Source organism: Bradyrhizobium hipponense, from assembly GCF_008123965.1.
Classification (GTDB): domain Bacteria; phylum Pseudomonadota; class Alphaproteobacteria; order Rhizobiales; family Xanthobacteraceae; genus Bradyrhizobium; species Bradyrhizobium hipponense.
Window position 1 is genome coordinate 31,888 of record NZ_VSTH01000107.1, and the last position, 13,857, is coordinate 45,744.

Below are 13,857 nucleotides of genomic sequence, written 5' to 3' on the forward strand. Positions count from 1 at the left end.
CTAGACGGCCCAATCCACAACTGCGTCGATAAAGGTCTGGGCCTGACGGATCGCATCCTGCTTGGTGGCGCAGACGCCGACCGTAACTGTCTTGCCCTTTCCGACGGTCCATCTCCAGCCGTGTGGAAAGCTCATTTCGACAATCGAGAAACTGATGCCGCGATGTTCCACGGAGAACCTCCGTTGGCATTTGGTTGCGCGGATGAAGGCTAGTGCTTTCGTTGGCGAAGATCCAGCCGGGCCTCGATAAAGGCACTGGTCTCACCCAGTTCCGCGACAAGGCGGGAACTCTCCCCGGGCTTTACGAAAACATCCTAGCTCAGTGTCCCCGAATGCACCCACCAGCCGGGGTGATCGCGCCGGATTTTTTCGGCGGCGGTGCGGGCGTCAGCGATCTCGCCGAAGATCGCAAAGCATGTCGCGCCGGAGCCGGACATGCGGGCGAGCTTGACGCCTGCGGAATCGCGCAGTGCCTCCAGCACGTCGCCGATCACGGGCTCGATGCGCATCGCGGGAGCTTCGAGGTCGTTGGCGACGGTTTCGAGAACGTCGACCCAATCGGCAATCGACGCGCCCTCCTCCGGCCAGGCCGCGGCCCCGAAGACCGAGGTGGCGCCGACCAGCAGCTCGCCGTTGCGCAGGCCGAGCGCCTGGAACACGTCCTTGGTCGCGACCGGTACGCGCGGATTGACCATGACGCAGGGCATGCTCGGCAATGCGAGCGGCAGCAATTGCTCGCCGACACCGGTCATATCGCAGGCGCGCGAAAGCAGGCACACCGGCACGTCGGCGCCGGTCGCGAGCGCAACCTTCTGCAAGCGGGGATCATCGAGCGACAAATTGTTGAGGCGCGCGAGCAGCCGCAGCGCCGCAGCCGCATCGGCCGAGCCGCCGCCGATGCCGGCCGCGACCGGCAGCACCTTGTCGAGCGCGAAGGCACCCAGCTTCAGGTTCGGCACGGCCTCGGCCAACAGCTTAGCTGCCTTGAACACGAGATTGTCAGCAGTGTCGCCGCAAGCCGCCGCGAGCGGCCCCGTAGCGGTGAGCTTCAGCTCGCCGCCCGGCTCCAGCGTGAGGCGATCGGCACAGTCCGCGAACGCAACCACGCTTTCGAGATCATGATAGCCGTCAGTGCGACGGCCGACGACGCGAAGGCTCAAATTGACCTTCGCCCGTCCTTCTTCAACCAACGCCGGCATCGGCGACACGCCCCCAGACCTTACTTCCTTCTTTCGCATGATTTTGCCGGAAAGCTATTACCCGCCATTCCGGATCATGCGCGCAGATCAGCCGCCCTTGCCGTCATCCTTTTTCTTCTCGGCCTGCGCCGCCGAAGAGTTCGAATTATCGTCCGACATGCCGTTGGCGATCTTGGCCTCGATCTTCGGCAGCTCCTCCGGCTCGGGCTTGAGATCGCGGGCGTGGGCCCACTGGAATTTGGCTTCCAGCGTTCGGCCGACGCGCCAATAGGCGTCGCCAAGGTGATCGTTGATGGTGGGATCCTCGGGCTTGAGGTCGATCGCACGCTCGAGATTCTTCACCGCCTCCTCGTAATTGCCGATGCGGTAATAGGCCCAGCCGAGGGAGTCGACGATGTAGCCGTCGTCGGGGCGCTGCTCGACGGCGCGCTTGATCATCTTCATACCTTCGTCGAGGTTCACGCCCTGGTCGATCCAGGAATAGCCGAGATAATTGAGGACGTGCGGCTGGTCGGCCTGGAGCTCGAGCGCCTTCTTCATGTCGGCTTCGGCCTTGCCCCACTGCTTGGAGCGCTCCTCGCAGATGCCGCGGTAATAGTACCAGACGCTGTTGGCCTTGTCGTTGCCGGCCGGCAGCACGTCGATGCCTTGCGAATAGGTCGCACCACAGTCGCCGAACTTCTTGCGGCCGCGCTCGAGATTGCCGAGCGCCATGATGGCTTCGAGGTCCTTTGAATCCTCGCTGACGACGCCCTTGAGGATCTTGATCGCCTCGTCGGTGCGGTCGGCGGAATCGAGATCGACGGCGAGCTGGATCTGCGCGTTGCGCTTGAGCGGCGAGGACGACGGCACGCGCTCATACACCTTGATGGCCATCTGCGGCCGCTTCACGGACTCGTAGAGATCGGCGAGCGACAGCAGTGCCAGCGGATGGCTGGGCTGGAGATAGAGCGCGAGCTGGAGATAGACCAGCGCGAGGTCCTCGCCGCCGCGGCGGGTCAGGGTAGCGCCGATGCCGTAGAGAGCTTCGGCCGCACCGGCTTGCGCGGAATCGGCCAGCGGCGGCATCTTCTTGCCGGCCTTGGTCTCGCGCAGGCCTTCCTGAATCAACGGATGACGGGCGAGCTTCTTGTCGAAGGCCTGATAGACGGCGGTCGCAGCGGCGGAATCCTTGTTGCGCGACAGCCAGCGTCCATAGGCTTCGGTGATGCGCAGCATGGAATCGTCGAGCTTGTAGGCGCGCTCGAAGCGGACGCCCGCGTCCTTCTCCTTGCCGGCGAGCTCGAGGATCATGCCGGCGTGGAGATCCTTGAACAGCGGATACCATTCGGGACCGGTCAGCTTGTCGATGGCGGCGACACCGCCTTTGGCGTCGCCGGCGCCATAGGCGGCCCAGCCCGACAGCAGAGTGGCGACGAGATCGGTGATGGGACCGCGGATCGACTGGTTGATGTTGCTCTGCGCGGTCGCGTACTTCTTGAACTTGAGATCGTGCACGCCGACGACGAGACGTGCGACGCGATTGGTCTTGTCTATGGTGAGGATGCGCTCGGCGAGCTTGACCGCTTCATCAATGTCGCCGTCCGCAACCGAGGAAATGAAGGCACGGTCGAGCAGCTCGTTGTTCTTGGGATCGCTGCGCAGCGCGGAGCGGTAGAAGGCGGCGGCGGACGCCGCATCGCGCTCGACGCTGGCGTGGCGGGCGGCGAGATAGCTGCCGGAGGTCGTGAGCGCCTTCAGGTCATTTCGGGTCGGAAACTGCGCCGCCGTGTCGGCCGGATGATCCGGCGTCTGCGCCATGACCCCGCCGGGGACCGTCGCGATCGCTGTGCCCAGGAGGGCGATGGCAGCAACGGTCAAGCGGTTGAAACGATTTGAGAACATCAGGGCTCGCCTTGAGTTGGTAGTGCCAGGGTTTGGAGCAAAAAGGCCGTCTCGCATGCGAACGCGGCCGGTGGCATCGGGACCCGGAACCGTCAGGGCGAACAATGCCGCTTTTGGCGCTTCGCCGCAAGGATTCGGACCGGGCGATCCCCTCCGCGCGCCACAACCGGCCCTAGCCGCCCAAAACGCTCTTACTATGGCCGTATCGTGGCTGCGGCGGCCGTCGGCTACCCCGTTCCTCACGCGAACGTGCGTCAGATTGCCCGCGTCAGCAGACCTGAGATTCGACCTCACATGGCCTCGCGATTACATGGCCTCGTAATTCGGCCCGCCGCCGCCCTCCGGAGGAACCCAGGTGATGTTGCCGTTGGGGTCCTTCACGTCGCAGGTTTTGCAGTGCACGCAGTTCTGGGCGTTGATTTGAAAGCGCGGGCCTGCGCTCTCCTCGACCCACTCATAGACGCCGGCGGGGCAATAGCGGTTCGAGGGACCGGCGAAGATGTCGTGCTCGGACGTCTTCTGCAGGTTCATGTCGGTCACCTTGAGATGGACCGGCTGGTCCTCCTCATGATTGGTGTTGGACAGGAACACCGAGGACAGCTTGTCGAACGTGATCTTGCCGTCCGGCTTCGGATAGCTCCTCGGTGCGTGGTTCTTTGCCGGATCAAGTGTCGCGCGGTCGGGCTTGGCGTGCGACTGGGTGCCGAACAGCGAGCCGCCGAACAGCGTGTTGCACCACATGTCGAAGCCGCCGAGCGCGACGCCGATCACGGTGCCGAACTTCGACCACAGCGGCTTGACGTTGCGAACCAGGAACAGGTCCTTGCCCACGGACGACGAGCGCCAGGCATTCTCGTACTCGACGATCTCGTCATTGGCCCGATCGGCGCCGATGGCGGCAGCGACGTGCTCGGCAGCGAGCATGCCGGTCCCCATCGCATTGTGCACGCCCTTGATGCGCGGGACGTTGACGAAGCCGGCCGCGCAGCCAATCAGCGCACCGCCCGGGAAGCTGAGCTTCGGCACCGACTGGTAGCCGCCTTCGGTGATGGCGCGTGCGCCATAACCAAGCCGCTTGGCGCCTTCGAAGGTGCCGCGGATCGAGGGATGGGTCTTGAAGCGCTGAAACTCGTCGAACGGCGACAGATACGGATCGTTGTAGTTGAGATGGACGACGAAGCCGACGGCGACAAGATTGTCGTCGTAATGATAGAGGAACGAACCGCCCCCGGTCTTCAGGTCGAGCGGCCAGCCGAAGGAGTGCTGGATCAGACCCTTCTGATGCTTGGCGGGGTCGATCTGCCAGACCTCCTTGAGGCCGATGCCGAATTTCGACGGCTCGCTGTTTGCGTCGAGCGCGAACTTGTTGATCAGCTGCTTGGTCAGGCTGCCGCGGGCGCCCTCCGCGAACAGCGTGTACTTGCCGAGCAATTCCATGCCGCGGGTAAAGGAGTCCTTCGGTTTGCCGTCCTTGCCGATGCCCATGTCGCCAGTGGCGATACCCTTCACCGCGCCCCGCTCGTCATACAGCACCTCGGTCGCGGCAAAGCCCGGATAGATCTCGACGCCGAGCGCCTCCGCCTTGCGCGCCAGCCAGCGGCAGACATTGCCGAGCGAGCCGATATAGCAGTGATGATTGTCCATCAGCGGCGGCATGATGAAGTTCGGCAACCTGATCGCGCCGCCGCCCGTCATCCAGTAGAAGCGGTCGTCCTTCACCTGCGTCTTCAGCGGGCAATCAGAATCCTCGCGCCAGTCCGGGACGAGCTTGTCGAGCCCGGCCGGATCGATCACCGCGCCCGAAAGAATATGCGCACCGACCTCGGAGCCCTTCTCCACCACGACGACGTTGAGATCGGCGTTGAGCTGCTTCAGCCGGATCGCGGCCGCAAGGCCCGAAGGGCCGGCGCCGACGATGACGACGTCGAATTCCATGGATTCGCGCGGGGGAAGTTCTTCGGTGCTCATCTGATCTCAGCCCTTGAGACGGTTCCTTGGTCGTTTGCGTCCTCTTGTTTCCGATTTTTCCGGGTAGGACAACCTCGGAAATGCGTTTCACTGGGATGCAAGGCGCCCCAAACTGATATAAAAGTCCGACTTTCCAAATGATCCCCGAACCCGCACCCACCGTCCGAGAGCTTCTCGCCTTCTATCTGGAGGCCGGTGTCGACTGCGCGCTCGCAGAGGAATCGATCGACCGGCTGGCCGAGGCGGACGCCCCGCCGCCGGCCCCGCGCGCAGCGCCCCCGGTCGAGGCACCGCGGCCAGTCGCCGCGCCGGCCGTGATCCGCGGTGAGGTTGCGCCCGCACCAGAGGTCGCGATCGCTTCTGCCCGCGAGGCCGCGCGCACCGCCCCGACGCTGGAGGCGCTGCGCGAGCTGATGCAGAGCTTCGAGGGCTGCGCGCTGAAACATACGGCGACGCGGCTGGTGTTCGCCGACGGTAATCCGCAGGCCCGCATCATGTTCGTGGGCGAGGCGCCGGGCCGCGATGAAGACATTGAAGGGCTGCCCTTCGTCGGACGCAGCGGAAAGCTGCTCGACCTCATGATCGGCGCGATCGGGCTCAACCGCAGCACGGCCTACATCGCCAACGTGATCCCGTGGCGGCCGCCCGGCAACCGCACGCCGACGCCGCAGGAGACGCAGATCTGTCTGCCCTTCATCCAGCGCCAGATTGAGCTGGTGAATCCCGACGTGCTGGTGACGCTCGGCAATCCCTCGACGCAGACGCTGCTGTCGACGCGCGAGGGCATCATGCGCACCCGCGGCCGCTGGTTCGACTACAACACCGGCGCACGCACCATCCGCGCGCTGCCGACGTTCCACCCGGCCTATCTATTGCGCTCGCCGTCCTACAAGCGCCTGGCCTGGCAGGATCTGCGGGCAATCGCGAGGGTGATGGCGGGCGCGAATTAATCGTAATCTCGTAGGGTGGGCAAAGGCGCTCTTGCGCCGTGCCCACCATCTCTCCGCGATCGTGGCTGGTGGGCACGCCAGCGAAGCGCGCTCGCGCCTCGCTAGCTTTGCCCACCCTACGGTGTCCGACTTACGTCCCCTTCGGCCGCACGATGGCCCAGCCGATGCGCAGCAATTGCTGGCGTCCGGTCACCAGCCATTCGAAGGCGCGCGGCACTTCCGGCACGATGCCGGGAAAGCGCTTGAGGATGTCGGGTGGCGGGGTGCCGGCGGTGTCGGAGGCGCGCCAGACCACGACGCCGCCGGTCTCGCTGAACCTTGCCGGTGTCATCCACGGCGTGCGCGCAGGCTCGGCATCGATAAACAGATGCGGCCGGCCGGAATGCAGCGTGATCAGGCTCGCAAGCTGGGTCTCGCCTGCGACCGCGCGCAGGCGATGGTTGGTACGGCGGGAAAAGCTCTCGTCGAAGAAGTCCGAGATTTCGCGGGCCGGCATCGAGGTCGCGATCTCGCCGGTGCCGGTCCAGGGCAGCAGCAGGGATGCCAGCACGACGCCGGCAGCCGGCGCCGCCACGGCGGCAGCCCACACCGTGCGCAACAACCGCGCGCGGCGCATGGGGATGAGATCGCCGGCCGCCACGACCACGGCAAGCCCCGACATCAGCAGCACGGCGCCGGCACCGCCGACGACGCCGTCGAACCCGAACAGACCGGAGATGACGATCCCGCCGAGCGCCGGCGCAAGCGCGAAGAAGTAGACGAAGTTGCGCGCGAGCGGCTCGACCCGCGGCCGGTAGATGATCGGTGCCTCGTCGCCCTTGCCGGCGAACCAGCCGCTGTTGAGGAAGGCCAGGACCGGGATCGTCACCGCGCCCAGCACGAGGCCGCCGAGCAACCACGACGCGTGAAGCGCGCGGCCATTCAATTCCGAGAGCTGCGGCAAGGCCGGCAGGGTAAACGTCTCGGCACGCATCAGCCAGACGGCATAAGGCAGCACCAGCACCGCGACCACGACCAGCGCATACAACGGATCGAGCGCCCGCAGCGTCCTGCGGCCGCCGGCAGTCGCGAGCGCGAAGATGACGAGCAGCAGCAAGAGAAAGACCGCCGCGGGCGTCGTGAGCAGCAACAGCCCGGCTTCAATCGACCAGGCGAACCAGCCATTGCCGCGGCGCTGGCCGATCAGTTGCCAGGAATGCAGCAGGAGCAGCGCCCAGAGCGGGCGCGCCAGCACCAGCGGACCGAAGTCGAGCGCGGACGAAGAGAAGGCCAGCAGCGTCATGGTCAAGAGCACGGCGAGCACCGCCTGCTGGGCGCCGACCACCGCGCGCGCCAGATGATAGAGCGCGACGAAGGTCGCGATCTCGCAGAGCTCGGCCAGCACATAGACGCCGAACATGTGGCCGCCGGCAGCGCGATAGGCGATGTCGGCGAGCCAGACTGCCAGAGGCGGGCCGAGATCGGTTCCGACCTGATATTCGCGGCCGAACGCGAGCAGGGTCGCGAGGTTGCCGGGTGGGCTGCGGTAGAACACCAGCGCCACGAACAGCCACATCGCAGCCTGCAACAGCACGGCGATCCACACGATCAGCCGCGGCCGGGCGCGAATGAGCTCGATGACCAGGGAGGTAAACCGCATGCAACGTCCGAAAGATGCAGCCAACCCGTGCAGCCGGCCCTAATCGCTCACGACTGTTTTGATAAAGGGCGCTGCGCGTCGTGGCAACGACCGTCTGCCCGTCATGCCCGGGCTTGTCCCGGGCATCCACGTTCTTCGGAGCAGGCGGCAAAGACGTGGATGGCCGGGTCAAGCCCGGCCATGACGATGCGGAAGCTGCGGGACGAGACCCTAGAGCCTCGCTGAAGCGTCGATTTCGACGTCCGCTTCCAGCTCCGCGTCGACCTCGGTCACCGCGAACAAGTCCGGGATCGGCTCGACGGTCCAGGGCATGTGCTTGGCGCGGGCGGCGACGACGGGGGCGAAGAAGCTGCGGTGGTGGACGGAGGGGCCGAGGCGGTCGAGCGCGTCGAGATGCTCCGGGACGGCATAGCCCTTGTGCTGCTCAAAACCGTAGCCCGGACAGTCCTGCGCCAGCGCGCACATCAGCCGGTCGCGCGTCACCTTGGCAATGATCGAGGCCGCCGCAATCGACAGGACGATGCCGTCGCCGCCGATCACAGCCTCGCAATCGCACGCCGTATCGAGCCGGTCGCGGCCGTCGACGAAGACGTGGCGGGGCGCCTCGGGCAGCGCGCCCACCGCGCGCTTCAAGGCCCACAGCGACGCCCGCAAGATATTGTCGCGGTCGATGCGCGAGCGCGAGGCGACGACGACGGAGACCTGCGCGGTCGCGCAGATCTTGTCGAACAGTCTTTCGCGCTCTTCCGCCGTCAGCCGCTTGGAATCGTCGATGCCGCGCGGGATACGGGCGGGATCGAGGATCACGGCGGCCGCGACCACCGGCCCGGCGAGCGGCCCGCGGCCGGCCTCGTCGCAGCCAGCCACCGGCCAGACCCCGCGCTTGATCAGCGCGCGCTCGCGGCGGAAGCTCGGCGGCGCGATGGCGATAATGCCCGTCTTGGCTGCGCTCTTGCCGGCCTCGGCCTCGCTGGCCTCGGTCGCCTTGCTGACCTCGGTCGCCTTGCTGGCGTCGGTCTTGCTGGCCTCGGCCTTGCCAACCGTGGTCTTCGCAGGCTTCTGGGGCGTGGCCTTCTTGGCCGGCTTGTTGACGGACTTGTCCCGAATCATGGCCGGGATCCTGCGCAAGCGGTGCGGCCTGCGCAACAGGGAACCCCGGACAATTCCCGTTATTCAACGGCTCATCAGAACAGGCTGAGCTGGTCGCCGTTCCGCTTCGGCCTGGCAAAATGATCCGTCGTCAACTTCGCGCGCCGTTTGTTGAGGCCGAGCCTGTCGCAGGCGATCTCGAAGCGGCGGCCGATGGTCCAGGCCATCGGACCGGTGCCCTTCATCCGCTCGCCCCATTTCGAATCGTAGTCGCGCCCGCCGCGCATGTCGCGGATCAGGGTGAAGACGTGGCGGTAGCGGTCCGGATAGTTCGCCATCAGCCATTCGCGGAAGAGATCGCGGACTTCGAGCGGCAGCCGCAACAGCACGTAGGAGGCCTCCTTGACGCCGGCATGGGCCGCTGCATCCAGGATGCGCTCGATCTCGGAATCGTTCAGCGCAGGGATCACGGGCGCGACCATGACCGTCGTCGGAATGCCGGCATCCGACAGCTGCTTCAGTGCTTCCAGACGCTTCGGCGGCGTCGAAGCCCGCGGCTCCATTGTGCGCGCCAGTTTCGGATCGAGCGAGGTCACTGAGATCGCGACCTTGGCGAGACTGCGCTTGGCCATCCGCGCGAGAATGTCGATGTCGCGTGTCACCAGCGCCGACTTGGTGACGATGCCGACGGGGTGGCCGGCACGCTCCAGCACCTCCAGAATGCCGCGCATGATTTTGCGCTCGCGCTCGATCGGCTGATAGGGATCGGTGTTGGTGCCGATCGCGATCATCCGCGGCTCGTAGCCGGGCGCGGCGAGCTCCTTCTCGAGCAGCGCCGGCGCCTCCGGCTTGGCAAACAGTTTTGACTCGAAGTCGAGCCCCGGCGACAGGCCGAGATAGGCGTGCGTCGGCCGTGCGAAGCAATAGACGCAGCCATGCTCGCAGCCGCGATAAGGATTGATCGAGCGGTCGAAGCCGATGTCGGGCGACTCGTTGCGGGTGATCACCTTGCGCGAGGTGTCGAGCCCGACCGTAGTCGTGAACGGCGGCAGCTCATCCAGGCTCTGCCAGCCGTCGTCGAAGGCGACGCGCGCCTCGGCTTCGAAGCGGCCGCTGGCGTTGGATTGCGCGCCCCGCCCTCGCCTGCGCTCGCGGTCGATCGCGACGGCAAGCTCGGGGAAAGCGGCAGGAATATCTGAAGGCGCACCCGCCGGCTCGGAGGGCGCCGTGACCGGCGGGTGCTTGAGGGCACGAGAGGATGCTCGACTCATGAAGCCAAGATAGCATGCGGCAGGAACAAATCAAGAACGAGAACAAAAAACGCGAAAACAACCCCATGCACAGTAGCGCTGCCCAATGTTCGGGCGCGCGCCTTTGACCTCACGCAACATCCAGGTCCGGCGATCCGGCAGGGATCGATCGCGCCGGAACATGGTTGGTGACGATCGCTGGGTGAAAGTCGGCAGGAACATGACAAATCAACGACAATCGGCCGCGGCGAGCAGCGACCTCGATCTCCTCGATCGCTACTGGCGTGCCGCAAACTACCTCTCCGTCGGCCAGATCTATCTCCTCGACAACCCGTTGCTGCGCGAGCCGTTGCGGCCCGAGCAGATCAAGCCGCGTCTGCTCGGCCATTGGGGTACGACGCCCGGGCTGAACTTCATCTACGCCCATCTCAACCGCGTCATCCGCACGCTGGACCTCGACATGATCTATGTCTGCGGTCCCGGCCATGGCGGCCCGGGCATGGTTGCCAACACCTATCTCGAAGGCAGCTACAGCGAGATCTATCCCGACATCGGGCGCGACGCGGACGGATTGCGCAAGCTGTTCCGGCAGTTCTCCTTCCCCGGCGGCATCCCGAGCCACGCCGCGCCGGAAACGCCGGGCTCGATCCACGAAGGCGGCGAGCTCGGCTACGCGCTGGTCCATGCCTATGGCGCGGCGTTCGACAATCCGGACCTGATCGTGGCCTGCGTGGTCGGCGACGGCGAGGCCGAGACCGGGCCGCTCGCGGCGAGCTGGCACTCGAACAAGTTCTTGAACCCGGCGCATGACGGCGCGGTGCTGCCGATCCTGCATCTCAACGGCTACAAGATCGCCAATCCCACCGTGCTGGGGCGGATGCGCGACGCGGAGATCCGCGAGCTCTTTCGCGGGCTCGGCCACGAGCCGCTGTTCGTCGAGGGCGACGATCCCAAGCTGATGCACCGGACCATGGCCGATGCGCTGGACGTCGCGCTCGCCAGCATTCGCTCGATCCAGCAGCACGCCCGCGACGGCCGCAAGGCGGTCGAGCGACCGCGCTGGCCGATGATCGTGCTGCGCAGCCCGAAGGGCTGGACCGGCCCCAAGGAAGTCGATGGGCTCAAGGTCGAGGGCTTTTGGCGCGCCCATCAGGTGCCCGTCTCCTCCTGCCGCGAGAATCCAGCGCATCTCAAAGTGCTCGAAGACTGGATGCGCAGCTACGAGCCGGAAAAGCTGTTCGACGCGAACGGCGCGCTCGCCTTCGAGCTGCAGGCGCTGGCTCCCGAAGGCAACCGCCGCATGGGCGCCAATCCGCACGCTAATGGCGGGCTGCTGAAGAAAGAGCTGAAGCTGCCGGACTTCCGCAGCTTCGCGGTCGAGGTGCCCCGGCCTGGCGGCGTCACCGGCGAAGCGACGCGCGAGCTCGGCAGGTTCCTGCGCGACGTCATCCGCCTCAACGCGCAGGAGCGCAACTTCCGCATCATGGGACCGGACGAGACCGCGTCAAACCGGCTCGAGGCGGTGTTCGAGGCCACCGAACGCGTCTGGATGGAGCCGACCGAGCCTTACGACGTGCACCTCGCCCAGGACGGCCGCGTGATGGAGGTGTTGAGCGAGCATCTGTGCCAGGGCTGGCTCGAAGGCTATCTGCTCACCGGCCGGCACGGCTTCTTCTCCTGCTACGAGGCCTTCATCCACATCGTGGATTCCATGTTCAACCAGCACGCCAAATGGCTCAAGGTCACGCGCGATCTGCCGTGGCGGCGCCCGATCGCCTCGCTCAACTATCTCCTGACCTCGCATGTCTGGCGCCAGGACCACAACGGCTTCAGCCATCAGGACCCCGGCTTCGTCGATCTCGTCGCCAACAAGAAGGCCGATATCGTCCGCATCTACTTTCCGCCGGACGCCAACACGCTGCTCTGGATCGCCGATCACTGCCTTCGCACCTATAACCGCATCAACGTCATCGTCGCCGGCAAGCAGCCGGCGCCGCAATGGCTCTCCATGCAGGACGCCGCCACACATTGCGATGCCGGCATTGGCATCTGGACATGGGCGGGCACGGAAGACGCAACTCGCGAGCCCGACGTGGTCATGGCCTGCGCCGGCGACGTGCCGACATTGGAGACGCTCGCCGCCGTCGACCTGCTGCGCAAGGCGCTGCCCGAGCTGAAGATCCGCGTCGTCAACGTCGTCGACCTGATGACGCTGCAACCGAAGGAGCAGCATCCGCATGGCCTGTCCGATCGCGACTTCGACAGCCTGTTCACGCGCGACAAGCCGGTGATCTTCGCCTATCACGGCTATCCCTATCTGATCCACCGGCTGACCTATAACCGCACCAATCATGCCGGCATGCATGTGCGCGGCTTTGCCGAGGAAGGCACCACGACGACGCCGTTCGATATGGTCGTGCTCAACGAGCTCGACCGCTTTCATCTGGCGATCGAGGCGATCGAGCGTGTCCCTGGGCTCGCGACCAGGGCCGCGCAGGTCAAACAGCAATTCCGCGACGCGCTGATCGCGCATTCACACTATGTGCGCGAGCATGGCGAGGACATGCCGGAGATTCGCGACTGGGTCTGGCACAACAGCGCGGACGGCAAGACTCCGGCAGAAGCCGGCGATTGACATCAAGCCATGTCGGACACCGTTCTCGTTCTCAACTCCGGATCGTCGAGCATCAAGTTCGGCCTGTTCGAGCTGTCAGGGCGGGATCCCGTCCTGCTCTGCAAGGGGCTGCTCGACGAGCACGAGACGACGCCCCGGCTCATCGTGAAGAACCCGGCGGGCGAGGACCTCTTCGAAAAGCAACGGACAGGATCAGATACCGATAGCGATCATCTGTTCGCCTACGTGCTCGCCTTTATCGAAGAGCATTTTGGCGAGCGCCACTTGCGTGCCGCAGGCCATCGCATCGTTCACGGTGGGCCAGACTATTCAGGGCCGGCCGAATTGACGGAGGATGTCTGCGCGAAGCTGGAGGCGCTGACGCCGCTTGCGCCGCTGCACCAGCCGCGGTGCCTGGCGCCGGTCCACACCATCCGGGCGATCCGGCCGGAGTTGAGGCAGATCGCCTGCTTCGACACTGCCTTTCATCATGGCCTGGCGCCGCCGGCGAGCCGCTTCGCCATTCCGAGGCGCTATGAGGAGCGCGGCCTCCGGCGCTATGGGTTTCACGGCCTCTCGTTCGAATATGTCGCAGGACGTCTGGCCGAGATCGCGCCGGAGCTGGCCGCGGGACGCACCATTATCGCGCATCTCGGAAATGGCGCGAGCCTCTGCGCGCTGAGCAACAGCCGCAGCGTTGACACCACGATGGGTTTCACCCCGCTCGATGGCCTGGTGATGGGCACGCGCTGCGGCACGATCGATCCCGGCGTTCTGCTCTATCTGCAACAGCACGAGAAGATGTCGGCCGAGGCGGTGCAGCACCTGCTCTATCGCGAGTGTGGCCTGCTCGGCGTGTCCGGCCTCTCCGCCGACATGCGCACGCTGCTTGCAAGCGGCGAGGCTGCGGCGCGGGAGGCTATCGATCTCTTCACCTTCCGTGCGGCGCAGGACGTCGCGATGATGGCGACGACGCTCCAGGGGATAGATTGTCTGGTCTTCACTGGCGGCATCGGCGAGCACAGCAAGGAGATTCGCAGCGAGATCGGCGAGCGTCTCGCCTGGCTCGGTGTGCGCATCGATGCCGCTGCCAACGATGCGGCGCACGATCGTATCAATGGCCGCGACAGTGCCGTCGATGTGTTCGTCATCGCGACCGATGAGGAACTCATGATTGCGCGGCATTGCGCCGCGGTGCTGCAGGCAATGGGAGGCTCGTCCGATTAGCGCGTGATGGCAGCCATCCGTCATTGCGAGTTGGGAC

General features: G+C 65.5%; 10 protein-coding genes. 3 read left to right on the top strand and 7 right to left on the bottom strand.

The features are described from left to right. The 4 genes from FXV83_RS43130 to FXV83_RS29405 form a co-directional block, all read right to left on the bottom strand. Complete coding sequence (locus FXV83_RS43130) at positions 1 to 171, bottom strand: hypothetical protein (protein WP_187436245.1); 171 nt, start codon at positions 169 to 171, stop codon at positions 1 to 3. Positions 172 to 314: 143 nt separating this feature from the next. Then, complete coding sequence (locus tag FXV83_RS29395) at positions 315 to 1,199, bottom strand: 4-(cytidine 5'-diphospho)-2-C-methyl-D-erythritol kinase (RefSeq protein ID WP_187436246.1); 885 nt, start codon at positions 1,197 to 1,199, stop codon at positions 315 to 317. An 87-nt stretch (positions 1,200 to 1,286) separates the two neighbouring features. Then, positions 1,287 to 3,083 (bottom strand): tetratricopeptide repeat protein, encoded by a 1,797-nt coding sequence (locus FXV83_RS29400; RefSeq protein ID WP_148743094.1) that lies wholly within the window; start codon positions 3,081 to 3,083, stop codon positions 1,287 to 1,289. Positions 3,084 to 3,389: 306 nt separating this feature from the next. Continuing rightward, positions 3,390 to 5,051, bottom strand: a complete 1,662-nt coding sequence (locus FXV83_RS29405; protein WP_148743095.1) for an electron transfer flavoprotein-ubiquinone oxidoreductase — start codon at positions 5,049 to 5,051, stop codon at positions 3,390 to 3,392. Between the two features lie 137 nt (positions 5,052 to 5,188). Here FXV83_RS29405 and FXV83_RS29410 point away from each other — a divergent pair, with 137 nt between their 5' ends. After that, the gene (locus FXV83_RS29410) at positions 5,189 to 6,001 is read left to right on the top strand and encodes a uracil-DNA glycosylase (protein WP_148743096.1); all 813 of its coding nucleotides are present in this window, start codon (positions 5,189 to 5,191) and stop codon (positions 5,999 to 6,001) included. 130 nt (positions 6,002 to 6,131) lie between these two features. Here the strand turns inward: FXV83_RS29410 and FXV83_RS29415 are convergent, their stop codons facing one another. The 3 genes from FXV83_RS29415 to FXV83_RS29425 form a co-directional block, all read right to left on the bottom strand. Further along, positions 6,132 to 7,640 (bottom strand): glycosyltransferase family 39 protein, encoded by a 1,509-nt coding sequence (locus tag FXV83_RS29415; protein ID WP_148743097.1) that lies wholly within the window; start codon positions 7,638 to 7,640, stop codon positions 6,132 to 6,134. A 210-nt stretch (positions 7,641 to 7,850) separates the two neighbouring features. Beyond that, the gene (gene rnhB / locus FXV83_RS29420) at positions 7,851 to 8,786 is read right to left on the bottom strand and encodes a ribonuclease HII (RefSeq protein WP_148743098.1); all 936 of its coding nucleotides are present in this window, start codon (positions 8,784 to 8,786) and stop codon (positions 7,851 to 7,853) included. Between the two features lie 38 nt (positions 8,787 to 8,824). Beyond that, positions 8,825 to 10,000, bottom strand: a complete 1,176-nt coding sequence (locus FXV83_RS29425) for a PA0069 family radical SAM protein (protein ID WP_148743099.1) — start codon at positions 9,998 to 10,000, stop codon at positions 8,825 to 8,827. Positions 10,001 to 10,199: 199 nt separating this feature from the next. Here FXV83_RS29425 and FXV83_RS29430 point away from each other — a divergent pair, with 199 nt between their 5' ends. Next, the gene (locus FXV83_RS29430) at positions 10,200 to 12,614 is read left to right on the top strand and encodes a phosphoketolase family protein (protein ID WP_187436247.1); all 2,415 of its coding nucleotides are present in this window, start codon (positions 10,200 to 10,202) and stop codon (positions 12,612 to 12,614) included. A 9-nt stretch (positions 12,615 to 12,623) separates the two neighbouring features. After that, positions 12,624 to 13,820 carry an acetate/propionate family kinase gene (locus FXV83_RS29435; protein ID WP_148743100.1) on the top strand — a complete coding sequence of 399 codons (1,197 nt, stop codon included), beginning with the start codon at positions 12,624 to 12,626 and terminating at the stop codon, positions 13,818 to 13,820. Positions 13,821 to 13,857 lie beyond the last annotated feature (37 nt).